Raw genomic sequence first — 24,879 nt, forward strand, 5'->3', positions numbered from 1 at the left:
TGCCGACCCACTGCGGGAGATTGGTGCCAAGATGACGACGGCTAGCAGCATCACCCCGCGCCCGGAGACCGAGCGACGACGACTGGACATCCTTCGGGCGGCGATGGAGACCTTCGGCGCGAAGGGCTCAACGAACGGCACGCTGGCTGACATCGCGGAGCGGGTCGGGATGACCCGAGCCGGAGTGCTGCATCACTTCGGGTCGAAGGACGCGCTGCTCCGAGAGGTGTTGGAGTTCCGCGACCGCGACGACGTGGCGCACCTGTTCGATCAGCAGATGCCGGGCGGACCGGCCTTGTTCGCGCACCTTGTCAGAACGAGCCTGCGAAACAGCCTCCGGCCAGGAATCGTGCAGGTGTACACGGTCCTCTCGGCAGAATCCGTCACCGACGATCACCCCGCGCGGGCGTACTTCGAGAACCGCTACAAGACGCTGCGCGCGGACATCGACAAGGCGTTTCGGGAACTCTGCGACCAGGAGGGCGTCTCCGACGCTCACGCCATCGACAACGCCTCGGCGTCCATCCTCGCAGTGATGGACGGGCTGCAACTGCAGTGGCTTCTCGATCCGGAAGCAGTCGACCTCGCTGCAGCGAGCGAGTTCGCGATCCAGGCAATCGTGCACGCGGTGTTGCACCCCACGGCTCCTGTCACGTCCTACACGGACAACGCCTGACCAGCGCGGCTGACGCGGCCCCGACGACCGCATCGACGTTGCTCGATGCGGTCGGGCTCCGTGGTGACGCTCGGCACCGCAGGTGGTCGCGGACACGAGACTGGCGCACCCCGAAAGGCACACACGCCGGTTGACCGCGGGGCAATCACGCTGACTGAGGGACAGCGGGCACCGAGCGCTGCATCGAGGATCGATCGACTGTCGGACGCGGAGTCCGCGATCAGGGGTCGCTGCACCGGCACGGCAGCACCCACAGCGGTCCGCACCATCCGCGGTGCGACGTGACGGACTGGAGGCGCGACCCTCCTGACGGACGCATGTCGCGCCTCCAGGCTGGTCACCGCGCGCGCAGTCAGCACACGTCCGTCGGCTGCCGCCTGCCTACCCGAGCGGCTCGACGCCGTAGCTGGTGACCACTGCCCGCAACTCGTCCAGGTACGTCTGCGCCTGCACGGTGAGAGGAACCGAGGCGTGGGCGATCCAGCCGATCTCGATGCGTTCGTCGACGTCGAGGGGGATGGCGACGATCTCGGGATCGAGGTCGTCGCTGATGAGACCGGTCGAGATCGTGTAGCCGCCGAGGCCGATCATCAGGTTGAAGATCGTCGCCCGGTCCGAGACGCGGATCTCCCGCTTGCTGGACATCGTCGACAGGATCTCCTCCGCCAGGTAGAAGGAGTTGTTCGCGCCCTGGTCGAACGTGAGTCGAGGGAGGTCCGCGAGGTCGGCGAGCGTCGCGCGTGCCCGTGACGCGAGCGGGTTCCGCCGGGCCACGAAGATGTGCGGCTCCGCGACGAACAGCGGCGTGAACACGACCCCGGCGTCTCGCATCAGCTTCCCGAGGACCTGCCGGTTGAAGTCGTTGCGGTAGAGGATGCCCACCTCACTCCGCAGCGTGCGGACGTCCTCGATGATGTCCCAGGTGCGCGTCTCACGGAGCGAGAACTCGTACTCGTCCGCCGCCGCTCCTTCGACCATCCGGACGAAGGCCTCCACGGCGAACGAGTAGTGCTGGGCCGACACCCCGAGCAGACGACGCGACGGCTGCCGCCCGACGTAGCGCTGCTCGAGGAGGGAGACCTGCTCGACGACCTGACGGGCGTAGCCGAGGAACTCGACGCCGTCGACGGTGAGCACGACTCCCCGGGCCGATCGGGTGAAGAGGGCGCGCCCGATCCGTGTCTCGAGGTCCTTCATCGCCGCGGACAGGGTCGGCTGCGCGACGTAGAGCAGATCGGCCGCCGCGCTGATCGAGCCCTCCGATGCGACCTCGATGAAGTACCGCAGCTGCTGCAGCGTGATGTCGTTCGAAACCCGGCCCATAGGCTGAGGCTATACCAGCCCATAGTTCATCCGGATTACCCGATGCCCTGACATCCCGGCATCATCGAGGGACCCCTTCCACAGTGCCCACGGGCCGCTCGACGTACGGACTGCCGACCATGGCGAACGACCTCACCTTCAGCATCACCCGGACCCGGTTCGACGAGGACTACTCCCCCGCGGACAGCTCCCGGCTGACCACGAACTTCGCCAACCTGGCGCGCGGCGAGCACCGCCAGCAGAACCTCCGCAGCGCGCTCGCCATGATCGACCGTCGCTGCAACGACCTCGCGTCGCGCTCCGGGGCGTTGGACAACCCGGACGGCGACCGGTACCGCGTCGAACTCGACATCGTCTCGGTCACGATGGAGTTCGAGGACCGGGGCTCGGCTCAGTCCTTCCCGCTGCTCGAGATGCTGGACGTCGCGATCCTCGACCGGCGCACCGGCGAGCGCCACCAGGGGATCCTGGGCAACAATTTCTCGTCGTACCTCCGGGACTACGACTTCTCAGTCCTGCTGCCGTCGCTGTCGTCGCCCACCATCCCGGACGACTTCGGTCAGTTGCACGGGGCGCTCTTCCAGCGGTTCCTGGAGTCTTCCGCGTTCCAGGACCACTTCTCCGCGGAACCTGTGGTGTGCATCAGCGTCTCCACGAGCCAGACCTACCGGCAGACCGGCTCCGTCCACCCGGTCCTCGGTGCCGAGTACGAGCACGAGCACTCCTCGCTCACCGACGACTACTTCGGGCGGATGGGCATGCAGGTGCGCTACTTCAGGCCGCCGGGCGGGAAGGCGCCGCTCGCGTTCTACACGCGCGGCGACCTCGTCAGCGACTACTCGGACCTGCAGCTCATCGGCACGATCGCCACCATGGAGACGTTCCAGAAGATCTACCGGCCGGAGATCTACAGCGCGAACGCGGTCGCGCCGAGCACGTACCGTCCGACCCTGGACCACACGGACTTCTCGACGCCTCCCGTCACCTACGACCGGGAGGAGCGCAGCCGACTCGGGATCACGCAGGGCCGGTACACCGAGGAGCACCTCGTGACGCCGCACCGGGCGCTCCTCGAACGGTGGGCCTCCGAGCACACCGCCCTCACCCACTGACCGACTGGACCTTCACACGCATGAACACTCTTCTGCCCACCTCGATCGTCGGTAGCCTGCCGAAACCGTCCTGGCTCGCCGAGCCCGAGCGGCTCTGGTCCCCCTGGCAGCTCGAAGGGGCAGCGCTCACCGAGGGCAAGCAGGACGCGCTCCGCACCGCCGTCCACGAGCAGGAGCGTCGCGGCATCGACATCGTCAGCGACGGTGAGCAGACCCGGCAGCACTTCGTGACGACGTTCATCGAGCACCTCGACGGCGTCGACCTCGAGCGCAAGGAGACCGTCCGGATCCGTGACCGGTACGACGCGGCCGTCCCGACCGTCGTCGGTGCGGTGAGCCGTCGCCAGCCCGTCTTCGTCGAGGACGCCGCGTTCCTGCGGGCCCAGACCGACCGGCCGATCAAATGGGCGCTCCCCGGCCCGATGACCATGATCGACACGCTCTCCGACCAGCACTACAAGAGCCGCGAGAAGCTGGCGTGGGAGTTCGCCACGATCCTCAACGAAGAAGCACGGGAGCTCGAAGCCGCCGGCGTGGACATCATCCAGTTCGACGAGCCCGCCTTCACCGTCTTCCACGACGAGGTGCAGGACTGGGGCGTGGCCGCACTCGAACGCGCTGCCGAGGGGCTCCGCGCAGAGACGGCCGTGCACATCTGTTACGGGTACGGCATCGAGGCGAACAACAAGTGGAAGGAGACGCTCGGCGCGGAGTGGCGGCAGTACGAGCAGTCGTTCCCACTCCTGCAGCAGTCGTCGATCGACATCGTCTCGCTGGAGTGCATCCACTCCCACGTCCCCCTCGACCTCGTCGAACTGATCCGCGGGAAGAAGGTCATGCTCGGGGCGATCGACGTCGCGACCGAGACCGTGGAGACGCCGGAGGAGGTCGCGGAGGTGCTCCGTCGGGCCCTCGAATTCGTCGACGCGGACAAGCTCATCCCGAGCTCGAACTGCGGGATGGCTCCCCTGGCGCGGGGTGCGGCGCTGGACAAGCTCAGTGCGCTGTCCGCGGGCGCGGACATCGTGCGAGCAGAGCTCGCCGGCGCCGCCGTCCCGGCCGGGCGCTAGCCACTGCCCGCCCTGTTCGTTGCGTCGGCAGGGCGCTCGGCTCTCGATCCTGACTGGAGGCGCGGCTGCCGTCCGACCGTCAGGTCGTGTTGGTACTGGTTTCACCCGTCGCCGCGTCCACGAACCCGGTCGCGGTCGCGGTCCGAGCGATCACCGAATCGACGTGAGCAAGCGATGACGATCGTTGCGAACACCGCTGCGGCAATCCAGGTCCCCACGCCGAGCGGGCCCGCGAGGGCGGGGTCAGGCGGGTATTCCGCAGAGGAGAACAGCAGCACGAGACCGCCCGCTGCGTTCAACGCACCGTGCCCGAGAACGGCGGGCCAGAGGGATCCACTCCAGATGCGGAGCCAGCCGAGGAACGTTCCGACGGCCGTGGCTCCGACGATCATCAGGAAGACCCCGAACAGGTCTGGACGATCGAAGTTGTAGCCCAGCAAGATGATCGGGCTGTGCCAAACGCCCCACACAATGCCGGTGATCAGCACGGCGGGCCAGTTGCCGAGAGGCCGGAGGGCAGGGAGCAGAAAACCGCGCCACCCGACTTCCTCACCGAATGCAAGTACCCCGTTCGGTATCGCAGCGATCGGGATCGACACGACCTGCACGAGAACGAGTACTCCGATCGGCGCGATGTCGCGAGCTTCTTCGGGAAGCAGCGCGGCGAATCCGCTGAACGTGTCTAGGTCGAGGCGGACGAGATGCAGGATCGCGGCGACTGCGATGCCAGCAACGACGACGAACGGCAGCAAAACGATCGCGACGAGCGTGAAGCGCAGGGCCTTCCCGACGGGTCGAACCGGTACGACTCCGAGCTGTCGGAGAGCCTGCCGCACCGGAACACGTTGCTGAAGCACGACGATCACTGCTGCTCCGCAGGGTGTGAACATCATCATCGGCAGTACCCACAACGCGTGTGCCGATGCCAAGCCTGCCGGATCGATCCACAAGGGGAGGCAGACGAGCCATCCGAGACCACAGGCCAGGACTGTGAAGATCAGGACCGGAGTCCAGCGCGCCCTCGCCGCCCCTGGCTGGGGAGCAACGGGGCCATCAACGCGAAGCATGAGGTGCCTACCGGACTGCCCGCCGCGCAGCGGCCACGCTCCACAACCCTCCGGCAAGCAGCACGGCAGCGCAGAGGATCACCGCGGACGCGTCGTTCGTCCGCCCCGTCACAGCGGCGGCCAGTCCGAGCGCGACGACGCCACCGGCAGCAACGCTGGTCGGTAGGACAGCAGCCTGGTGCCCTCGGCGCCAGGTTGCTGCGTCTCGCATCGTCGCTCGCGTGCGAACACCGACGAACGAGTTCCGGCCGATGACGCCACGCGCGGGCAACACGACAAAGACCACGGTCAACACCGCAGCAACCGTCTCGACGAGGACCATCTTCTATCCCTTTCCCAGAACGGCCGAGCACGCGCCTGGCCGTTGAATGCTGATGCTGGAGCCGGCAGCGCTCTGCAACGCGCGGCAGATGAGGGGCGCTCCGGCCATGGCCATCGGCGCGATGGTGAGCCGTCACGCTACCGCCGCACCTCCTGCTCGATGAGCGCCGTGGCGATCGCATCGGCCGCATGCGGAGCCTTCGCGAGCGTGTGGACCGCGGCGGTGACTCCTGCCGCACTGGCAATGACCGCTCCTGCCGCTCGCACCTCTCCGTTGATCCAGATCGATGCCCCTTCCCGCTGCCAACTCACCGTGCGAGAGCGCCCAGCGCCAGGCTCGAGCGCCCAGTCGGCATAGCGACAGAGATCGTCGAACGTGGACCAGACGCCGCCGGCCGCCGCGAACGATGATTTCCCGAGCACCCACGGCCTGATAGCCCGACCGAAGAGCTTCGGCACCACGCACTCTCCCGGAGCGGGTGCGAGTGCCGCAGAGCTGATGCCCGCCGGCTCGAGGGCCAGCTGGCGCACGGCGGCGAACCAGTCGCCGTGTACCTCGTCGAGCACTGCGCCGAGGAGCGCGTACCCGAGGTTCGAGTACACGAAGCGGCCGCGGGGTGCGACCGGCACCGCAGCTGCCGGCTCCAGGGGAACGCCGACGGCCTTTCGGTACGGGTCGCCGAACGGGCCGTTGCGCATCGTGGCCGGAAGCCGCGGCAACCCGGAGGTGTGGTGGACGAGGTCAGCAACGGTCATCTCGGCGTCGGGCACACCCGGGAGGTAGTGCACGACCGGCCGCTCGACCTCGAGTGTGAGCCAGGCCGTCGTGCCGACGAGTCCCTTCGTGATGCTGCCCCACTCGAGCAGCGAAGCGGTGGCGTACGGCCCGCGGGGCTCACGGACGGTTCGCCAGCCGTCGGCCGCGCGAAGACTCGCGCGCCAGTGTCCGGAGCTCTCAAGCGGATTCCGCACCATGTCCCACTTTCTGCAGACGGGCCGTCAGGCGGGCGGCAGCACCGCCGCACAGCGATCGGGCTCGACGATGGAAGCTCACGACATGGGCGTTCACGAAGAGGAGATCGAACGCGGCCATCACGAGAGCGAACGATGTCAGGCCCATGAGCACGGCGATCGCCAAGTGGAAGGTGAGCATCGCCGTCACGGCCACGGGTCGCCCCGCACGGAAGAAGACGAGGACGGGGAAGAACACCGAAGTCAACACAGTGGCGTAGGCCCCGATGACCATCAGCCAATCGGACTGCACGAGCAACGGGGTGATCCCCGGAAGGAAGAACTCCGGGACGTTGAGGATGTAGTACAGCGCCGTGCCGTCTTGCCAGAGCTCGCCCTGCACCTTGTACAAGCCAGCCATGAGGTAGACGACCGTCACCTGGGTCACCAGGAACAGGAGCCCGGTGTTGTTGAGGACCGACGCGAATGGGCCTGTCTCACGCTTCCGCCGTCTCTCGACGATGGTGAAAGCGGAGTAGCACCTGGTCAGCAGGAGGAAGAGCACTGCTGACGCTGCCAGGGCATCGCCGCCGTCCATGAACGCCGGGTTCGCCATGTAGAGCGACCAGAGGAGCACGTAGTGCGCTGCGAGGACTGGACGGCCACCAACGCCCAAGGTCACGAGCAGCGCGACCACCAGTCCGATGTGGAAGACGATCTCGAAGAACACCACCGAATCAGACGCGGCGTAGATGCTCCACGTCCCGATCCGCGCCGTGTACTCGCGGATGCCGTCGAGCCCGTAGACGCCGTCCGGGCCGAAGAACGTCGATCGCCACGCATACTGCCTGATATACAGCGCAACCGACACCACTCCGATCACCGTCCTGAGCAGGCTCAGGGCGGTGGTCGCACGAGGTGCGTCCACCATCCAGTCGGCAACGACGCCGACTCGGCAGCCGAGCGCACGGATCACAAGGGGATCCATTCAGAGTCCGTGGTCCGGGGCTCCGCGCGAGCCGAACCGTCGCTGCGCTCCGACCACGGCGTGAGGGGTTGGACGACGTACCGGAGTTGCACGGCGGACGGCCCGTCATCAGGGTCGTGCGGAGACGGGCACGGGATCCGGTGTGCCGCGTAGCGAGCCAACACCCGCTCTGCACGTCGCTGCGTGCTGACGTCGGAGGGCACGAGGTCTTCCTTGCCTCTGGTCTCAAGTCGCTTGCTGATGTCGTCCTGCGCGAAGCGCTCAACGAGCGCATTACTGACGATCCGGCTCTCGCGATCCGGGAAGAACCTCGACGATTGGGTCCGCGCGATGGCGGACGAAGAGATGTCGGTCCACTTCGTCTCCTCGCCCTGGCACCGGATGCGAGCGATGACGCCGCGCTCGTCGCTGATGGGATCCGGCGCGAAGAGCTGCCAGTTCTGGGAGAGGTGTGGGTTCAGCAGGGAAGCCACCGGACCAACGTCGAACTTGATCGGCGTGACCGGACCAGCCAGGACGAGTGCGCACGCGCCGAACGTTCCCGCGGCTGCCAGTCCAGCAGCAGCCAACAAGGTCTTCTGCATTGTTCCCTCCGGAGGGAAAGGACCCGCCGTAGGGGCGGGCCCCTTCGGACCCGTCAGCGATCGAAGTAGGCAGACTCGAGCTGCGCCGAGCTCTGCGGTGCCTCCGCGGCGAAACCGAGGACGCTCGCGAGACGAGCGACGTTCCCAGCCGCCTGCGGTGCAGTGGCCGCCTTGAACCCGGCGGCCAGAGCCTTCGCCACGCCCACCACTCCGCGCTCCTCTGGGTCAGCGGACGTCGACGACGCCGCACCGTGCGCCACGACCTCTGCCATCGCGCTGGACTGCTCGTAGGACGTGGGAGCAGCGTGCGCCGGCGCAGCGAGCAGGAACCCACCACCGACCGCCACGGCCGCAGCGGAAGCCGCGAACTTTCCCTTGAACTTCATCTTCGAACTCCAATCTGTTGGTTGATGTACTTGTGTACCAGTTTGGGGACGAAGTCGTCTACCTCGCGGATGCGATGACGTGAGGGAGCCGTCGGTCGCTACAGCAAAGGAGCTCGAAGCCGCCGGCGTCGACATCATCCAGTTCGACGAGCCCGCCTTCACCGTCTTCCACGACGAGGTGCAGGACTGGGGCGTGGCCGCGCTCGAACGCGCCGCCGAGGGGCTCCGCGCCGAGACGGCCGTGCACATCTGTTACGGGTACGGGATCGAAGGACTGATCGACTGAAGCACCACAAGGAACGTTGCCGAGGCTCGAACCAGGAAGCAGGCTCTGAGCAGTGAAGCTCCACCTTAAGTAAGGTGACGAGCCCAAAGTCCAGTGACATCCAACATCTGCGTCGCTCGGACTTCAGTGACGCCAGGCCCGGCGTGCGTCACGGAACCACTTGGGCGTGAGCGGGGACGGGAGATACCAGACGCTGCTGGCTCCGACCCGCCGGCCAGAGTGGTAGCGATCGTGTTGGCCCGCGCCAACCGCTCCGGTGCGTCCTCGTCATCGGCCCAGGACGGCGGCCATTCCACACCACTTCTCTCCAAAGCGAGTCTCGCCGCAGTGCATGTGGCACTGGTACGGCCACTACGGCAAGAGCCAGCTCAAGTGCGTCCTGAGCTGATCCGCCGTGGCCTGAAATGGTCCCTCGGTAGCATGGACGATCAGCGGTAGGAGGAACCACGCCGAATCCGAACTACGACCGCCCCTACGGCGATGACGGTTTCGAGGACCCCCGCAAACGAGGCTGGGTAGCAACGATCTTCAGCGCGATCATCCGCGGCATCATCGGTGTGTTCGCCGGCTCCGACGGCAGGCAGTGGCCTCGACAGTTGCCCCTCAACAAGCCCGACGGACACGACGACTACCGCCCATAACCACGCGTCGGCACGAGCACGGCCAGAACACCAGACGGGCGTTTCTTGACCGCGCTCCCGTGGTACCGGTACCTGGGCGGCCGCCACCCGCCACTCATCCGTGCCGTCCGCTGCCTAGCTAGAAGAGCGACGAGAGCCTGTCTCAAGAGCCGATCGACCAGCGGGACGGCGGATCAATCGCCCATCGGTTCCGTCAACGCACCGACCTACCGGCTCGGTCCGAGACGGTAGTCGATCGTCTGGCGGGACGCTGGACGACGCTCTTCGTGGGTCTCGCTTGCTGATCGGCAAGAGCCGCAGCGAGCTCCGATGCCGCCCGTTCGGATCGCCCCGTACCAAACGTCATTGCAGTCCGGCCGCGAGGCAGCCGAACACGACTCCCACACCTACCAGGGCGAGAGCCAGCGCTCGAAAGAGGCCCACTGGCAAACGGCGGTATCGCTGCGCAGCTTGATCACCGTGGAGGAACCGGACTTGCCGCGCGAAGAACTCGCGCCTCTCTTCCGGGTCTGCTGCGAAGATCACGCCGACCAGGACGAAAGCGCCTCCGACGACCCACAGCGGCCAAGTTGCTTCCACTCGCGCCCTCTGCCGCTGGTATCCGACTCTTCCATCCTGGCAGCTGCACCTTCCGCCTGCCCCTGTCTCACTGAGCGATCGTCGAGGGGACACGCGGCGTCCGCCGTTTCTGCTCCGGACCACCGCGGACTGTCGCTGCGCCGACGGGAGATCGGCCGGTCGCGAGCGTGGACGTCCCCGAGCGCGGCGGAACCCGGCGCGCCCGGCCAGTCCGATGCTGCAGCGGGGTAGCGTGTCGCCATGGCGAACGACGGCGGTCCGCATCGCGGCAGCATCCCGTTCGTCCCGGTCGTCGCGTTCGCGCTCGGCGGTCTCGTCGTCGTCGCGGCCGGACTCGGGGCCCGTCCCGTCCTGACCGGCGCCCGGTGGTCCCCGCCCGTCGCACCGGCGACCGCGCCCCCGCAGCCCGAGCAGACCGTGTCGGCACCGGCCACGGACGAGCCGCAGCGGGCCGGCGCGCGGGCCGCCCAGCACGTCGACGTCACCTGGCTCCTCGTCCTCGTGGCGGTGGTGGTCACCGTGCTCGCGGTCCTCGCGGTGCTGTACCTCCTCCTCAACCGACGCCGCCGTGCCGGTCGGGAACAGATCGACGTCGCCGGACTCGCCGTCGACGTGACGGCGGATCCGTCAGCCGAGGTCGGTCTGCAGCACATCCGGCGCGGGATCGGTCGTGCGCTCGAGGTCTTGTCGGACCCCCGCGATCCGTCCGACGCCGTCACCGCGGCGTGGCTCGGGCTGCAGGAGTCGGCGGAGGACGCCGGGTTCCGCCGCGGCCCGGCAGAGACCCCGACCGAGTTCACCACCCGCATCCTGCGGCAGCTCGACGTCGACGAGACCGCCCTCGGTACCCTCCGTCGCTGTTACCTCGCGGTGCGGTTCGGCGGCGTACCGGCCACCGAGGCGGACGTCGCCTCGGTCCGCGCCGCGCTGCGGACGCTGGAGCAGCAGTGGGCCGTGACCCCGACAGGCCCCTCGTGAGCCGCCGTGCCGTCACCGGCATCATCGTGCTCGCCCTGGTCGCGGCGGCGATCACCTGGTTCTTCGGGGTCGACGTGCCGCAGGCGCTCGCCGTCGGCGGCGTGGTCGCCGCCGTGGGTCTGACGTGGAGCGCCATCCGTGACGGTCCCCCACTGACCTGGCCCGTGCCTCCAGTCCGGTCGTCACCCGGCGCCCGACGCGAGCTGTCCGAGACCGCATGGGGGCTCCGGTCCCGCGGCGGCGTGGCGCAGCGGACGCTCGAGCGCGCCCGCGCGGTCGCACGGCACCGCCTGCAGACCCTCCACCGACTCGACCTGGACGACCCGGACGACCGCGCCGCGATCGAAGCACTCGTCCCGCCGGGCGTCCTCGCCGTCCTGCGGAGCGAACGTCGGACCGAGCTCGATGTCGCGACGTTCGGGACGGTCCTCACTGCTGTCGAGGCGCTCGCACCCACCACCGACCGCACCGCGACCGAGAGGCATCCATGACCGCGACAACGCCCGAGACCGAGCCCCCGATGCCCGTCGCCGACGTCGCCGCACGTGCAGGTGACGTCCTCGACACGGTCGGCGCCGTCGTCGTCGGGATGCGGGAGCCGCTCGCGCTGGCGTTCGCGAGCATCCTCGCGGGCGGTCACGTGCTCTTCGAGGACGTCCCCGGGCTCGGGAAGACCCTCGCCGCACGCAGCCTCGCCGCCGCGTGCGGACTCGACTTCCGTCGGCTCCAGTGCACCCCGGACCTGCTGCCGGCCGACATCACCGGTTCGTTCGTCTACGCGCCCGCGACCGCGGAGTTCGTCTTCCGGCCTGGGCCGGTCTTCACCGGGGTGTTCCTCGCCGACGAGATCAACCGGACGTCACCGAAGACGCAGTCGGCGCTGCTCGAGGCGATGGCGGAGGGACAGGTCACCGTCGAGGGCGAGGGTTTCCCGCTCCCTCGGCCGTTCCACGTCATCGCCACGTCCAACCCGATCGAGTACGAGGGCACCTACGCGCTGCCCGAGGCCCAGCTCGACCGCTTCATGGTGCGGCTCTCCGTCGGCTACCCGACCCGTGAGGGTGAGCAGCGCGTGCTGCTGAACCGGGTCGATCGGCGGCACGAGGTCGCGGAGGTCCCCGCCGTGATCAGTGCGTCGGAGCTGCAGCGCATGCAGGCGACCGTCGAGGGTGTGCACGTCGACGAGGACATCGCCCTGTACTGCGTCGACCTCGCGAGCGCGACACGGACCCACCGTGACGTGCAGGTCGGATCCTCGCCGCGTGGCGCGCAGGCGCTCATGCTCGTCGGCCGTGCCCGCGCGGTCATGGAGGGGCGGGATTTCGTCACGCCGGAGGACGTCAAGACCGCCGCGGTCGCGGTGCTGGCGCACCGGATCTCGCTGACGCCGCAGGCGTGGGCGAACGGGGTGGACCCCGCGGCGATCGTCCGCGGCATCGTCGCGCAGGTGCCGGGGCCGCCGGTGGTCGGCGCGGTTGCGTCCGGTTGGCCCGGTTCGTCGCGCGCATCCGGCGCATCCGGCCTGGAGGCGCGGTGAGCGTTCCCGACGTGCCTCCCATCCGCCCCGCGCCCGGCCCCGACGCCACACCGCTCTGGGTGCGGAACCCTGCGTTCGTGTACGGGCTGGCCGGCGCGGTGTTCCTCGCCGGCCTCGCGCTCGTCACCGGGCGCCCCGAGCTCGCCGTCGTGGCGCTCCCGGCACTCGTGACGGCCGGGTTCGGTGGCCGTTCCCGCCTCGGCGGAGACGTCGTCCGGGTGGTGACGACACTGGCCCCGTCCGACTCTGGCCGCGGCGTCGGGTACCGGACCGAGGTCGCACTGCCGCCGTCCGCCGAAGCCGTCGCCGTCGAGCTCCGGGTCGCGGGCGACCGACGGCACGTCGTCGTGGTCGACCCCACCACGGCGACACGGCTCGCCGGCACCGTGCCGGTCACGCACTCCGGCCCCCAGGAGATCCTCCGGACGCACATCGCGCTCCTCGGACGGGGCGGCACAGCCGTGTCGGTGCCGGCGCCGGGCCCGGTCGGGTCGGCGGTCGTCCCGCCACCCCACCTGCGCATGCAGCACCTGCCGATGCCGCGTCGCGTGACGGGTATCACCGGCGCACACGACTCCGCCCGGCCCGGCGACGGCGGCGAGTTCCGCGACGTCGCACTGTTCGCGCCCGGGGACCGACTCCGGCGCATCGACTGGCGGCGCACCGCACGGCGTGCCGAGCAGCCCGGGGACCTCTACGTGCGGCGGACCTTCGCCACCGCGGACGCGCTCGTCGTCCTCGTCGTCGACGGACGCGACGACCTCGGCGCAGACGTGACGGAGTGGGGCGGCTCCCGGCACGGCACGCACGAGGCGACGTCCCTCGACCTCGCACGCGAAGCGACACTCTCCCTGGCGACCGCGTACATCGAGGCCGGGGACCGTGTCGGCCTCCGTGCCCTCGGCGGTACCGCACGCTCGGTCGGACCCGGCGGTGGGACCCGGCACCTCGAGCGGCTCCGGTCGACGATCGCCTCGGTGACCCCGACCGGTGACACGACAGCCGGAGTGCGGATGCCCCTCGTCCCGGCGGCATCCCTCGTGGTCGTGCTGTCGACCTTCCTGGACGACCAGGCTGCCACGATGGCGCTGACCTGGGCGGCCACGGGTCACCGGGTCGTCGCGGTCGACGTCCTCCCGGCTCCGAACGCGAGCCGGGCGAACAAACACGAGCGCGCGGCGTTCCGGCTCATCACCCTCGAACGCGACGACCGGCTCGCGGAGATGGCGGCGACGGGCGTCGAGCACATCCGCTGGCAGACGGACGACGGCGATTCCCCGGCCGTGCAGCTGCGGCTCCTCAGCCGTCCACGGCGGGCCGGATGAGGGTCGTCTCGCGAGCGGAGCGGACCGGAGCGCCGTCCATCGGCCCGGCGGTGCCAGCGTGGACGATCGGTGCGCTCGGCCTGGTCGCGGGACTCGTCGGCTCGGTCGTCGTCATCGGGGCGAGCGGCTGGTTCGTCGTCGCGGCAATCCTCGCCGTGGCCGCTGCCGTCGTTCCCCGCGGTCCGTTCGCCGCCCTGCTCGTCGTGCAGCTCGCGATCGCCGGGATCGACGGCCCGAACGTCCCGGCGCTCGTCCTCACGACGCACCTCGTACTAGCCACGAGCATGCTCTGGGCGTGGACGCCGCGCACCGCCCGGGTGCAGCTCCGAGCGCTCCTGCCGTCGGCGCTGCGGTTCGCCTCGGTGCAGATCGGTGCCCAGGCAGTCGCGTTCGTGGTGGTGACGGTGTTCGGAGGTGCTGGGCCGATCGGGGGCGTCTGGCTCGCGGTCGCCGGTGCGATCGCACTCCTCGCCCTCGCGCTCGGCCTGTTCGTCCCGACGCTGCTGCGTACCAGGGAGGACGCGGAGCGCTGACCCGCGAGGCAGCCTCGACGGTTGTAGGGTCCGAGGCATGGCGCTGCTACTGACGTGTGGGCTGTCGTTCTCGGGCAAGAGCACGTTGGCCACTCAGTTGTCCACCGCCCTGCCCGCCGACCTGCTGAGCCTCGACCAGATCAACGAGGAGCGTGGCCTCCACGGCGGCCAGGGCATCCCCGTGCAGGAGTGGGCGACGACGAACCGGATCGCGCACGAACGCGGGGTGTGCTCCTCGCTGCCGGTCACGACGTCGTGGTCGATGACACCGGATCGCGCGCTTCATCCGCGACGAGTGGCGCGCGACCGCGGCAGCGGCGACGGTTCCCTTCGTGCTCGTCTGGGTGCAGGTCGGTCCGGAGTTGCAGCGTCGACGCGTCCTGGCGAACAGGGCCGAGCAGGTACGGCCCGACGTCACCGACCGTGTGCTCCACGACCACGGGGCCAGTTTCGAGACACCGGTGGAGGAAGACCCCGTGGTCGTCGATGCGGCTGCCACGCGTGACCCCGTGACCGTCGCGGCCATCGTCGAAGCGGTCGAGGCTGCCGTCGGCCGCTGACCCATCGTTCAGCGAACGCCTGCGATCGGACAGCCCTGCTGGGTACTTCGACGGCTCTGCTCGCAGTTTCCGCTCCGCTGTCGGACGTCTGTGTCCGAGAGCGGAGCGGATGGATCAGCGGGTGGGGTGAGTTTGTCGGTCGATGCAGCGGTAGACGGTGGCGCGTCCTATGCCGAACAACTCCGCGAGTTCCGCGACCGAGTGCGTGCCTGCTTGATGCACCTCGAGGAGGTGCCGCTGCTGGGTGATGCTGAGCTTTGGCTGCCGGCCGCGGAGGTGGCCCTTCGCCCTGGCGATCTGCATCCCTTCGCGTGTGCGAGCTCGGATGAGATCAGACTCGAACTCGGCGACCATCGCCAGGACGTTGAACAGCAGTCGACCGACGGGATCGTTCGGATCATGTACGGAGCCCCCGATGTTGAGCTTGACGTTCTTGGCGGTGAGTTCGTCGAGGATGTCCTTCGCATCTCGGAGGCTTCTCGCGAGCCGGTCCAGCTTCGCGATCACGAGTGTGTCCCCGTCACGACACGACGCGAGCGCTTCGCGGAGACCAGGGCGCGACCTGTTCGTGCCGGTCAGGCCGTGGTCGGTGTGGATGTTTGACGAAAGGACTCCGAGCCGTTCGAGCGCGATGCGCTGAGCAGTGAGGTCTTGTTCGTATGTTGAGACGCGGGCGTACCCGATGAGTAGAGCATTCATGGCGCGAGGATCCGCTGGCTGACCGAGCATCGCACTGCAGACCCACCTCACCGGCCCCTACGACGTGCCCGCAGTCTGCCGGTCGACGAAGACGGTGCATCTGACAATCCACGACGTCACCGCGAAGCACGACAAGTACGGCGACTCCCTCGACACCCAGTCGGTCATCGGTGAAGCCGACATCGACTGCGGTGTTACCGTCCGCATCCCAATCGACGTGCCGAAGGGTCGTGACGGCATCATGCTGGACGCGAGCACCGCGGACACCTCCGGTCGAGCGTTGTTTGACTCGTTCGTCGTCACGCGAGGGTCCGACCAGGGACGACGACCCGCAGCTGCCTCGAGGCGCCAGCGGGCGAACCAGGCCTCAGGATGGAGACCGTCGTGACGGCTGCTCCCCCTGCGAACGATGTCGACACCGTCCGGTAGCGGATCCCTCAGCGGGAGGGAGCGCTGGGTATTCCGTCGGCGGCTAGCGTGACGAGCATGTCGAACGATCGGGTGGCGGACTTCTATCGACGCTTTGCGGAACGCGAGGCCCGTGGCCAGTCGGCAACGTACGAGCGGTGGGCTCTTGGAGTAGCGGGCGACCCGGAAATGTTGGCCTTGATCGGCGCGCTCCCGGGGATGAAGAAGCAACCGAATCTCGTGTTCGCTGCCGCAAGGTTCCTCGGAGCTGCCGAAGACACGTACAACGAGTTCCGAACCTGGATGCTCGAGCACTGGGATTCGCTGGAGCGAGAGGTCCTCGCGCGGTCGACGCAGACAAATGAGGCGGCGCGGTGCGCGGTTCTGCTCCCGGTCCTCAGCCGACTCGACGGACCTCTTGCGCTCATTGAGGTGGGCGCATCCGCAGGGTTGTGCTTGTACCCGGACCGTTACAGCTACCGCTACGACGCTGATGGTTGCAACGTCGTTCTCGACCCCGACGACGGCGTGAGCAATGTCACGATCCCGTGCCGAATCGATCCGGCGAGTGTCCCAACGCGACTGCCTGAGGTGCGGTGGCGGGCAGGCATCGATCTGAATCCGCTCGCCCCCGACGATGAAAACAACCGTGCCTGGCTCCGGACGCTCGTCTGGCCCGAACAAGAAGACCGGCGTCGGCGGCTGGATGCGGCGCTGACGATCGCCGCAGCTGATCCGGCGCACGTCGTGAAGGGGGACCTTTTGGACTCGATCACCGACGTGATCGCGCAGGCGCCCACCGACACGCAGGTCGTGGTGTTCCACAGCGCTGTACTCATCTACGTGGATGAGCCGCTCCGTGAACGGTTCGCGGAGTTGATGAGGTCCGAACAGAACGTCACCTGGGTCAGCAATGAAGGTGAGCGCGTCCTTCCCCGCATCGCGGAACGCGCACACCGTCCTGCAGACGGACGAGCGATCATCGCGGTGAACGAGCATCCCGTCGCCTTGGTCGGACCTCACGGGCAAAGCTACGAAGCACTCGTCCAATAGCCGATCGGCAATCGAGACTGCGCCCGCCGGTGTGCCCGTTAGCATCTCGTCATGGCACAAGTCGTCATCTACGGCCTAAAACCCACCTTCGACGCGCATCGCGCAGCGCTCTCGGGCGCGATCCACAGCGCGATCATGAAGGCACTGGACTACCCAGTCGAGAAGCGCTTCCATCGGTTCATCGCACTCGACCCCGCTGACTTCATCTACCCCGAGGACCGAGGACCGCACTACACGATCATCGAGATCTCGATGTTCGAAGGTCGAACCGCCTCCGCGAAGCGAGCGCTCATCAGCGAGCTCTTTGCCCGCATCGAGTCAGCGACGGGGATCGCACCGCACAGCGTCGAGATCACCATCACCGAGACGCCGAGGATCCACTGGGGTATCCGCGGACAGAACGCGCAAGACCTCAGCCTCGGGTACCAGGTCGACGTTTGACGACGCTCATCGACGAAGCTAGCAAATGACCCGGCTGCTGTCTGGTGGGCAGCCGGAATGCCGAGTGAGCGCACGGCGGTCAGCGCCGATCGGTATCACGCTGGGCCTGGCGTGGCTTGTCGGGGCATTCTTCAGCAACGCGCTCGTCATCCGGTTCGGCGCCGAGCAACAAGCGTCCTGGGATGACGCGCTGACGCGATCGACGTTCGTGTTCTTCGGCTGGGGTTGGTTCCTCACTCTTGCGATCGTCGCCGCGCTGAGCGTCGCGGGCTGCTTGCTCTTGCAGTGGTCACGACCGAGATCGACGTGGCTACCGTGGGCGCTTCCGTTGATCGCGGTCATGCTTACCGTCCTGCTTGACGCAGTGACGCGTCTGCTCGACAACACCCAGTGGGTCACTGCGGCCGGAGCAGCCGAAGCGGCACGAGCGGCCGACGTTGCTTCGGTCGCTGCTCTTGCCATAGTCCTCGTTCTGACCACAGTGATCGGCATGACGCTTCGCAGGCGGGATCGGGTGTCGAGGCACCTCGAGGTCTGACGCCTGAAGCGGTCTCGATGAGCGACCGGCTAACGGACACCTGCGTCATGAGCATCGTTCAGCCTCCCCGTCAAGATGTCGGCCGCCTCTGCCATGATGTCCCCCAAAGAGAGGACTTACAGCGTCCTTGGGAGGGAGAACGTCAATGGCGAAGTTCGACGCCAACAAGTTCAAGCGAGACCTGCAGGCCGCTCAGCGGAAGGCCGAGGCTCAGGTCAAGCGACAGGTCGACGAAATCAACCGCAAGAATCAGCGCGCAGTCGACGACCATAACCGGAAGGTTCGCGCCCACAATCAGAAAGTGGTCGACCAGTTCAACCGGCAGGTGAACTCGCACAACCAAGAGGTCCGGCGGGTGAACGTGCACAATGCTCGAGTGGTGGGAGACCTTCAGAAGCAGCTCCGGTCAACAGGAACCGGGCCGCGCTACACGCCGTCCGAGCAGGTGCTGGCTGATCGTGTCCAGGAATCGCTGGTCTCGCGCGACGAGCGTGAGTGGGACGTCTTCCTCAGTTACGCGCGGATCGATGGCGCTGACGCCGCTGAAGCGTTGCGCTCATCACTCGAAGAACTAGGAGTGCGGGTCTGGTTCGACGAGGTCGCGATCGTTCCCGGCAAGAGTCAGTCTCTGCAGATGGATCAGGGGCTCCGAAAGGCGCGAGCTGGGATCGTGCTGCTCACTCCTGCGTACCTCGTTGGTCGTTTCTGGACTGAGCGCGAGCTCGGCGCTCTCCTTCGAAAATCGACACTGATCCCCGTGCTGCACGGAGTCGACTTCAAGGCGGTCGAGGAGTACAGCGGGATCCTGCCGGATCTTGCTGGATTCGAGACGGCGCGGGACGACATCGCCTCGATTGCGGAGAAGATCGCCGCGGCGATTCTGCCGGCTGATGCAACCATCGAGTTGGGTTCCGGTCCTGATGAGTGACGTGGCGACCTTGGAAGGAATCGAGCACGCGCTCCGGCCGCTGGCTCTCCGCGAAGCTGACTTCGCCGCAGGCGATGCGGTGGTCGAACAGATCGCGAAGCTGAAGAGCGCTATCGACGCCACCGACGCCCGTGACGAACCGTGGTTGATCAGCTGGCTTTCCGACGAGCATTACAAGGGTGCCGTCTTGTACGCGGCAGCGAAGACCAATTGGAAGCTCGAACAGGCAGGCAGGGGTTCGCTGGCGGACCGCCAGATGCGCAGCCAGATCCTGTCGAGGTTCAATCGATGGGTAGAGCAGCTCAGGGTACGTCTCGGGGAGTATCGCAGTGGATCCCGCTCAGCAGCAGCAGTTGCTGCGTGGCGCGACGAGATTGGTCGTTTCAAGGAAGACCCCGTGAGGAACTTCTAGGCGCGTGGAGACGCCTGCGCCGCCCTGGACCACGCGGAACTCCTGCAAGTGCGGTAGCGGTGGCGCGTCGCCAGGCTTAGTCGAGTTGACCGCCGCCGCACCTGCTCGCCGGAAGGTTCGGATGCCGGTCCCGCACTGAGAGAGCCGCAGGACTGCGGCGCCCGCCACCGAGCGCTCGTTGGCGGGGCTGCACCTGACGCGCTGATTCGCGTCGTCGGTGGTCAGCCCGTGGCACGGCTAGCGGCTCGTTGCGCTCCTGCATCGTTCACTCTGTTGATCGGACCGCGGACGGCCTGTGCAACGACGAACGCGATCCGCGCGAGCAGCAACACCGCCCACGTCGCCTCCGCAGTCGCGACGTGCAGGATCGCGATGAGGAGCAGCCCCGGCGCGGCGATCCCACAGTACGCACCGAAGAGCGCCGGCAGCCCACGGAAGGTCGACTCGGCGACCTTCCGGTAGGCGTAGAGGACACCGCCCCACGGTTCGAGCACGAGCTGGGTGACCATCATCGCCACGAGGACCCAGGAAAGTTCGTCGAGCGGCGGTACGACGGCGCGGGCGCCGACCAGGATCGCGGCGGCTCCGAGGAGGAGTGCGACGCAGCTGGTCTGCACCGTAGCCAGTCGCATCGCGTTCGGCTGTCCTTGTTCCTTGAGGACGAACCGTGCCCCGACGACGCCGAACTGCTTGAGGGGGACGATCGTCGAACGCATCAGCGAAACAGCGAGCGCGACGGCGGCGCCGCTCGCCGGCGAGTAGGCGCTCGCGACCAGGACCGCGACCGTGAACGTCACCATGAAAACCAGTCCGTCCACTGACGCTGCTCCCCGTTCGATGAGGGAGCGCAGAGCGGCGGTGGGCCGACCGACTGCGCTGCGAGCGGCCGATCGGACGGTCCTCGCGCTCAACAGGCCGATCGCGGCGAGTTGCCGACCTCGGATGGCGGCTCCGACCACGCCGGCCACCGACGTCGCCCCGCCGAGGGCGGCCACGGCGACGACCGGAGGCGTGTGCGCGAGCACGACGACGACCGCGACGAGCGCCTGCACGACGGTGCCCGTGGCGGCCGCTCCGAGGTTCCCGACGTCTCGGTGCAGGCTCTGGAAAGCTCCGTTGAGCACGAACCCGATCGGCGTCAGCGCCACCGCCGGGACCGCGCACAACCAGTACACGGCGAAGAAGCCGCCGACGTCGGTGTCCGTCCACAGCCCGCAGGCGATGCCCACGACCGCACCGACGACGAAGAGGAGTCCCGCTGCGCCGAACGCCGCGGTGAACTCCCGGTGGAGCGCGGTCGCTGCGCCCCTCGGTCCCACTGCGCTCTTCCGCAGCGCCGGCGTGCACGCGCGGACAGTTGTCACGACGAAACCGGAGGCGAGGACCGTCACGACCGCGGTCATCGAGCCGCCGAGTCCGACGGCAGCGCGCACCTCCGGCGGGTAGATGGCCGCGAGCACCAGGAGCACGATCACCACCCGGAAGTTCGGGAGGAACAGAGCCGACGCGGCGAGGCTCGCTCGCCCCAGGTAGTCGCGTCTGATCGTCACCGTCATCGCGTGGCCTCCATCCGGACCGTCATCGCTTCGGATGCGTCGAGACGCACCAGTCCGAGCCGTGGGTAGCCCTTCCAACCAGAAGCTCCGTAGCGACCCTCGTCAGGGGCTGGGTCCCTGATGGTCACAGCGAATGCGTTTCCGTCGTGAACGACATCTGCCCCGCTCTTTCGGAGCGCGTTCACGAGGCGCGCCTGCAGGGATCGCTGTCGTCTCGCCACAGAAGCAGCTCGGTCTGCGACGGCGCGGCCCTCGTTCTCGAGCAGCGCCTCGAGCACGGCGCACTGGAAAACGTCCAGCTCCATCGGGTTTGCCTCGGTCTCATCCCCCTGACCCCGGTCGAGGAGGAGACCGAGCCGGACCCCGGCAAGCCCGAGCGACTTCGACGCGCTGACGATCAGATCTGCACTGTTCGAACGGGCCGTCTCTGCTACCGCCGCAGCTCCCTCAGCGTCGAGGAGCGCAAAGGTTGCGTCCATCACAACCGAGGCACGGCACCGGACGCTCGCGGCGAAGAGCTTGCCCACATCGTCGACATCGACAGGCGAACCGGGAAGAGTGACGACGACCACGTCGTCCCGACGGGCACGTTCGAGGTCTTTCGCGTCCCGGTACCCGACGATCGGGGTCCGAGTCGCGGCGGCGGTACGACCGAACCCGGGATACGCGTTCGCGGGGACGAACAACTGCGACGGCTTCCGTGTCGCTACGAGCGCCCGGAGCGCAGCTTCAGCACCTCTGTGGATGGACGACCGAGTCCCTTCCACTTCGATCTTCAGTCCCCGAGCAAGCGCTGATCCGGCAGTCTTCACATCGACGCCGACGTAGGGATTCCAAGCTGCCGAGAGCACCAGCTGCGCGACCCGCTCCTTCAACCTGGAGTCAAGGTCCCTCCCGTGGGTCGCGAATGAGACCCCCGGCGCAGGAACCAGGTCGTAGCTGGCGCTCACGAAACAAGAAGTCGTTCGAGGTCATCGGCCTCGAGCACCCGCCAGCGGGAGTCTCGCGGAACTTCGGCCTCTGGGCTCGCGGAGCGACCAGCGGCGTTGATGTCGGCGAGTGTCATCCCCAGTTCCGAGCGGAGGAACTCCGTAACGGTCCAGTGCCGCGCGCGTTCCTCGGTGAACGGACCGAAACTGTGCACGTAGTCCGGCACCCATCGCAGGAACTCGTCGACGAACGCGGCATCGCCGATCCTCGTGGCGTAGGCATCCGGACTGATGGACTCGTGATGGATGAAGCGCTTTCCAGGCAGGTCCGAACAGAGCGCACCGTACGCCCGGGTCTGGACGATGAACTCGTGCCAGACCTCGTCGACGTCTGGCGTGACGACGATTCTGCGTCCAGTCGTTCCCGACATGATCGCGAGGTACTTCAGGCATTCGATGATGTGCTGGTCAGTGCACTCGATGCCGCGTTCCGTGACTCGGTCACGTACGGTTTCCACGTAAGACTTAGTGATCAACGTTGATCCCCCCTTGATGGATTGACCTCTTCAGGAACAGCCCCTGGAGACGGGCCGGCGCTGTGTGAGGACCGGCCCGTCCCGTTCGGTTACTCCACTTCAGCGCAGCAATCCATGTGGACTTCCTTGAGTCGCTCGATGTGCTGTGCCTTGATGGCTTCTGCGATTTCCTGCATCAGTCACCCCTTCCTGATCCTCCGGCCGGGCTTCACTGCCCGCGGAATGGAGACCCCCTGTCTCCATGGCGGGCACGCTACCGAGGTTGCAGAACCCAACTCCATGAGAGGCGTCTCAGGTATTTCGGCTGACAGCAGCATCGACAAGTGCATCGTGGTGTCGTACGCGCCGTCTTCGACAGTCGGGAACGCCCATGACCAAGCGTCGGTCGGCCGCGGCCTGCTATCGGTCAGCAACCAGGGGCCGCTGCTCCTCCCGTACGACGAGCTGGACCTCGCTCGACGGCACGCTGACGAGCTATTAAGAAACACAGCTGGTGGTCACCCCGGTCGCCGCAGTACAGAACCTCATGTCCACGTCTGACCCGCGCGTCGCTCGTCACGAGCATCACCGCAGCGCTGTGCGCCACGATGCTGCTCGCCCCACCCGCGAATGCCGCGACATTCCCCGAGGCACCAACCGACTCCGAGCGACTGTACGAGATCTCGCAGAAGTACTCCGTAGGCGAGGATCTATCGCCCGACGACGCTGCCTTCGTCAAGGCGACGGCGATGCCGACCAACGGAGCCGCAACTCGGGGAGCGGTCGCCAACTGCTTCCGCAAGTCCGGATCTGGCGCGGTCAACGGCTCCGGGACTGTAGACGGCTGCCACGGCTCGCAGATCGGTCCCGGCACGCGGAACAACTGGATGGCGGGATACACCGCTACTGGGAACGCGAACGTCACGAAGATCAAGGCGGCCGAGCACGTGCGCGCCTACGGCCTCATCGGTTCCGGCGGAATCGGCGTCGTGTATCCGCCGATCCATCCGCCACCGTCAACGGCCGTATCCACAAGTTCTCGCGATCCGCGACGTTCACCGCCCTCGCCGCGTACATGACAGTCCAGTACGACGCGACGTTCTACACCTCGCGCGGCACGTTCAATGTCACCGGCGGCTAACCAACGTTCGGATCCATCTGACGCGATGCCGCGTGAGTGAGAATTGAGAGCATGAACGAGAACTACACTGGGATGTTCCTAGCCTGCTTGTGGGTCAGCGTCGCGATCCTCGCCGGAGGCTATGCCCGCCCCCGCAACCGATCAGCCTGGACGTGGTTCCTTCTCACACTGATCTTCGGGCCGCTCTCACTGATGCTGCTCGTCACGTGGCCACCTCGCGAGTCGAAACGATGAAGTAGGCCGACCACAACGACGAGAGCCCCGCTGCCATTCGGCAGCGGGGCTCTCGTCGTTGTACGGGTCGATCAGAAGTCCCAGTCCTCATCCTCAGTGTTCACGGCCTTACCGATCACGTACGACGACCCCGACCCCGAGAAGAAGTCGTGGTTCTCGTCCGCGTTCGGCGACAGGGCGGACAGGATCGCCGGGTTCACGTCCGTGATGTTCTTCGGGAACATCGGCTCGTAGCCCAGGTTCATCAGCGCCTTGTTGGCGTTGTAGTGCAGGAACTTCTTGACGTCTTCGGTCAGCCCGACCTCGTCGTAGAGGTCCTGCGTGTACTGCACCTCGTTCTCGTACAGTTCGAACAGCAGCGAGAACGTGTAGTCCTTCAGCTCGTCGCGCTCAGCCTGCGACAGCTGCTCGAGGCCCTTCTGGTACTTGTAGCCGATGTAGTACCCGTGGACGGCTTCGTCACGGATGATCAGGCGGATGAGGTCGGCCGTGTTGGTGAGCTTGGCGCGCGAGGACCAGTGCATCGGCAGGTAGAAGCCCGAGTAGAACAGGAACGACTCGAGCAGCGTCGAGGCCACCTTGCGCTTGAGCGGCGCATCGCCCTGGTAGTAGTCCATCACGATGGACGCCTTCTTCTGCAGGTTCGGGTTCTCCTCGGACCAGCGGAAGGCCTCGTCGATCTCGGGCGTCGATGCGAGGGTCGAGAAGATCGACGAGTAGCTCTTGGCGTGCACCGACTCCATGAACGCGATGTTCGTGTAGACGGCTTCTTCGTGCGGGGTGAGCGCGTCGGGGATGAGCGAAACAGCGCCGACGGTGCCCTGGATCGTGTCGAGGAGCGTCAGGCCGGTGAAGACGCGCATGGTCATCGTCTGCTCGGCCGGCGTCAGCGTGTTCCACGACTGGACGTCGTTCGACAGCGGCACCTTCTCGGGCAGCCAGAAGTTGTTGACGAGGCGGTTCCACACCTCGACGTCCTTGTCGTCCTGGATGCGGTTCCAGTTGATCGCCTGGACCCGATCAATGAGCTTCAGCTTCTCGACCAACGCACGTTTCCTTCAAGAGATGGGTGATGATTACGGGACTGGAGGCGCGGTGCGGGCTGGCA

The 24,879-nt window shown here is 67.2% G+C and carries 27 protein-coding genes and 2 pseudogenes; 17 read left to right on the forward strand and 12 right to left on the reverse strand.

What is annotated here, in order from left to right:
• Positions 1-31 precede the first annotated feature (31 nt).
• Entirely contained in the window at positions 32-676 is a 645-nt protein-coding gene (locus HP507_RS05090; protein WP_175350766.1) for a TetR/AcrR family transcriptional regulator, read from the forward strand.
• A gap of 381 nt (positions 677-1,057) precedes the next feature.
• On the opposite strand, the gene HP507_RS05095 is transcribed toward HP507_RS05090, so the two are convergent.
• Entirely contained in the window at positions 1,058-1,999 is a 942-nt protein-coding gene (locus tag HP507_RS05095) for a LysR family transcriptional regulator (RefSeq protein ID WP_175350767.1), read from the reverse strand.
• Positions 2,000-2,118: 119 nt separating this feature from the next.
• On the opposite strand from HP507_RS05095, the gene HP507_RS05100 reads away from it, so the two are divergent.
• Both HP507_RS05100 and HP507_RS05105 read left to right on the forward strand, forming a co-directional pair.
• The gene (locus tag HP507_RS05100; RefSeq protein WP_175350768.1) at positions 2,119-3,111 is read left to right on the forward strand and encodes a putative oxygenase MesX; all 993 of its coding nucleotides are present in this window, start codon (positions 2,119-2,121) and stop codon (positions 3,109-3,111) included.
• A gap of 20 nt (positions 3,112-3,131) precedes the next feature.
• Positions 3,132-4,181, forward strand: coding sequence for a methionine synthase (locus tag HP507_RS05105; RefSeq protein ID WP_175350769.1), 1,050 nt, complete (start codon positions 3,132-3,134; stop codon positions 4,179-4,181).
• Positions 4,182-4,282: 101 nt separating this feature from the next.
• On the opposite strand, the gene HP507_RS05110 is transcribed toward HP507_RS05105, so the two are convergent.
• The 6 genes from HP507_RS05110 to HP507_RS05135 form a co-directional block, all read right to left on the reverse strand.
• Positions 4,283-5,047, reverse strand: a complete 765-nt coding sequence (locus tag HP507_RS05110) for a CPBP family intramembrane glutamic endopeptidase (RefSeq protein ID WP_175350770.1) — start codon at positions 5,045-5,047, stop codon at positions 4,283-4,285.
• 208 nt (positions 5,048-5,255) lie between these two features.
• Entirely contained in the window at positions 5,256-5,570 is a 315-nt protein-coding gene (locus HP507_RS05115; protein WP_175350771.1) for an SdpI family protein, read from the reverse strand.
• 137 nt (positions 5,571-5,707) lie between these two features.
• Positions 5,708-6,544, reverse strand: coding sequence for a serine hydrolase domain-containing protein (locus HP507_RS05120; RefSeq protein WP_175350772.1), 837 nt, complete (start codon positions 6,542-6,544; stop codon positions 5,708-5,710).
• Positions 6,525-7,508 (reverse strand): HTTM domain-containing protein, encoded by a 984-nt coding sequence (locus HP507_RS05125; RefSeq protein WP_217508509.1) that lies wholly within the window; start codon positions 7,506-7,508, stop codon positions 6,525-6,527. Before HP507_RS05125 ends, HP507_RS05120 begins: the two co-directional genes overlap by 20 nt.
• The gene (locus HP507_RS05130) at positions 7,493-8,092 is read right to left on the reverse strand and encodes a DUF5819 family protein (protein ID WP_175350774.1); all 600 of its coding nucleotides are present in this window, start codon (positions 8,090-8,092) and stop codon (positions 7,493-7,495) included. Before HP507_RS05130 ends, HP507_RS05125 begins: the two co-directional genes overlap by 16 nt.
• A gap of 53 nt (positions 8,093-8,145) precedes the next feature.
• On the reverse strand, positions 8,146-8,478 hold the full coding sequence (locus HP507_RS05135; RefSeq protein WP_175350775.1) for a hypothetical protein: 333 nt from the start codon (positions 8,476-8,478) through the stop codon (positions 8,146-8,148).
• A gap of 103 nt (positions 8,479-8,581) precedes the next feature.
• On the opposite strand from HP507_RS05135, the pseudogene HP507_RS05140 reads away from it, so the two are divergent.
• The 8 genes and pseudogenes from HP507_RS05140 to HP507_RS17775 all read left to right on the forward strand — a co-directional run.
• A pseudogene (locus HP507_RS05140) lies at positions 8,582-8,761 on the forward strand (methionine synthase); the annotation flags it as partial.
• 1,463 nt (positions 8,762-10,224) lie between these two features.
• On the forward strand, positions 10,225-10,962 hold the full coding sequence (locus HP507_RS05145; RefSeq protein WP_175350776.1) for a DUF4129 domain-containing protein: 738 nt from the start codon (positions 10,225-10,227) through the stop codon (positions 10,960-10,962).
• Positions 10,959-11,453: a hypothetical protein gene (locus tag HP507_RS05150; RefSeq protein WP_175350777.1), complete on the forward strand. Its 495-nt coding sequence runs from the start codon at positions 10,959-10,961 to the stop codon at positions 11,451-11,453. Before HP507_RS05145 ends, HP507_RS05150 begins: the two co-directional genes overlap by 4 nt.
• Positions 11,450-12,499 carry an AAA family ATPase gene (locus tag HP507_RS05155; protein ID WP_175350778.1) on the forward strand — a complete coding sequence of 350 codons (1,050 nt, stop codon included), beginning with the start codon at positions 11,450-11,452 and terminating at the stop codon, positions 12,497-12,499. Before HP507_RS05150 ends, HP507_RS05155 begins: the two co-directional genes overlap by 4 nt.
• An 11-nt stretch (positions 12,500-12,510) precedes the next feature.
• The gene (locus tag HP507_RS18325; protein WP_175350779.1) at positions 12,511-13,824 is read left to right on the forward strand and encodes a DUF58 domain-containing protein; all 1,314 of its coding nucleotides are present in this window, start codon (positions 12,511-12,513) and stop codon (positions 13,822-13,824) included.
• On the forward strand, positions 13,821-14,357 hold the full coding sequence (locus HP507_RS05165) for a hypothetical protein (RefSeq protein ID WP_175350780.1): 537 nt from the start codon (positions 13,821-13,823) through the stop codon (positions 14,355-14,357). Before HP507_RS18325 ends, HP507_RS05165 begins: the two co-directional genes overlap by 4 nt.
• Positions 14,358-14,394: 37 nt before the next feature.
• Positions 14,395-14,523, forward strand: a pseudogene (locus HP507_RS18530) (AAA family ATPase); the annotation flags it as partial.
• Between the two features lie 166 nt (positions 14,524-14,689).
• Positions 14,690-14,917 (forward strand): P-loop nucleotide/nucleoside kinase family protein, encoded by a 228-nt coding sequence (locus HP507_RS17775; RefSeq protein WP_254700944.1) that lies wholly within the window; start codon positions 14,690-14,692, stop codon positions 14,915-14,917.
• A gap of 114 nt (positions 14,918-15,031) precedes the next feature.
• On the opposite strand, the gene HP507_RS05175 is transcribed toward HP507_RS17775, so the two are convergent.
• Complete coding sequence (locus HP507_RS05175; protein WP_175350820.1) at positions 15,032-15,616, reverse strand: recombinase family protein; 585 nt, start codon at positions 15,614-15,616, stop codon at positions 15,032-15,034.
• Positions 15,617-15,710: 94 nt separating this feature from the next.
• On the opposite strand from HP507_RS05175, the gene HP507_RS05180 reads away from it, so the two are divergent.
• From HP507_RS05180 to HP507_RS05205, 6 genes are all read left to right on the forward strand, one after another.
• Positions 15,711-16,004 carry a hypothetical protein gene (locus HP507_RS05180; protein ID WP_175350781.1) on the forward strand — a complete coding sequence of 98 codons (294 nt, stop codon included), beginning with the start codon at positions 15,711-15,713 and terminating at the stop codon, positions 16,002-16,004.
• A 98-nt stretch (positions 16,005-16,102) separates the two neighbouring features.
• Entirely contained in the window at positions 16,103-17,077 is a 975-nt protein-coding gene (locus tag HP507_RS05185; protein ID WP_175350782.1) for a DUF2332 domain-containing protein, read from the forward strand.
• Positions 17,078-17,128: 51 nt separating this feature from the next.
• Positions 17,129-17,518 (forward strand): tautomerase family protein, encoded by a 390-nt coding sequence (locus HP507_RS05190; protein WP_175350783.1) that lies wholly within the window; start codon positions 17,129-17,131, stop codon positions 17,516-17,518.
• 25 nt (positions 17,519-17,543) lie between these two features.
• Entirely contained in the window at positions 17,544-18,056 is a 513-nt protein-coding gene (locus HP507_RS05195) for a hypothetical protein (protein WP_175350784.1), read from the forward strand.
• Between the two features lie 145 nt (positions 18,057-18,201).
• Entirely contained in the window at positions 18,202-18,984 is a 783-nt protein-coding gene (locus tag HP507_RS05200; RefSeq protein WP_175350785.1) for a toll/interleukin-1 receptor domain-containing protein, read from the forward strand.
• Positions 18,977-19,396 carry a hypothetical protein gene (locus tag HP507_RS05205; protein ID WP_175350786.1) on the forward strand — a complete coding sequence of 140 codons (420 nt, stop codon included), beginning with the start codon at positions 18,977-18,979 and terminating at the stop codon, positions 19,394-19,396. Before HP507_RS05200 ends, HP507_RS05205 begins: the two co-directional genes overlap by 8 nt.
• A gap of 221 nt (positions 19,397-19,617) precedes the next feature.
• On the opposite strand, the gene HP507_RS05210 is transcribed toward HP507_RS05205, so the two are convergent.
• The 4 genes from HP507_RS05210 to nrdF form a co-directional block, all read right to left on the reverse strand.
• Positions 19,618-20,952 carry a hypothetical protein gene (locus HP507_RS05210; protein ID WP_175350787.1) on the reverse strand — a complete coding sequence of 445 codons (1,335 nt, stop codon included), beginning with the start codon at positions 20,950-20,952 and terminating at the stop codon, positions 19,618-19,620.
• Complete coding sequence (locus HP507_RS05215) at positions 20,949-21,902, reverse strand: aminotransferase class I/II-fold pyridoxal phosphate-dependent enzyme (RefSeq protein WP_175350788.1); 954 nt, start codon at positions 21,900-21,902, stop codon at positions 20,949-20,951. The genes HP507_RS05210 and HP507_RS05215 overlap by 4 nt, the downstream gene beginning before the upstream one ends.
• Positions 21,899-22,312 (reverse strand): glycine-rich domain-containing protein, encoded by a 414-nt coding sequence (locus tag HP507_RS05220; protein WP_175350789.1) that lies wholly within the window; start codon positions 22,310-22,312, stop codon positions 21,899-21,901. Before HP507_RS05220 ends, HP507_RS05215 begins: the two co-directional genes overlap by 4 nt.
• 1,530 nt (positions 22,313-23,842) lie before the next feature.
• Positions 23,843-24,817: a class 1b ribonucleoside-diphosphate reductase subunit beta gene (gene nrdF / locus HP507_RS05225; RefSeq protein WP_175350790.1), complete on the reverse strand. Its 975-nt coding sequence runs from the start codon at positions 24,815-24,817 to the stop codon at positions 23,843-23,845.
• Positions 24,818-24,879 lie beyond the last annotated feature (62 nt).

It is taken from the genome of Curtobacterium pusillum (assembly GCF_013359865.1).
In the GTDB taxonomy this organism is placed as follows: domain Bacteria; phylum Actinomycetota; class Actinomycetes; order Actinomycetales; family Microbacteriaceae; genus Curtobacterium; species Curtobacterium pusillum.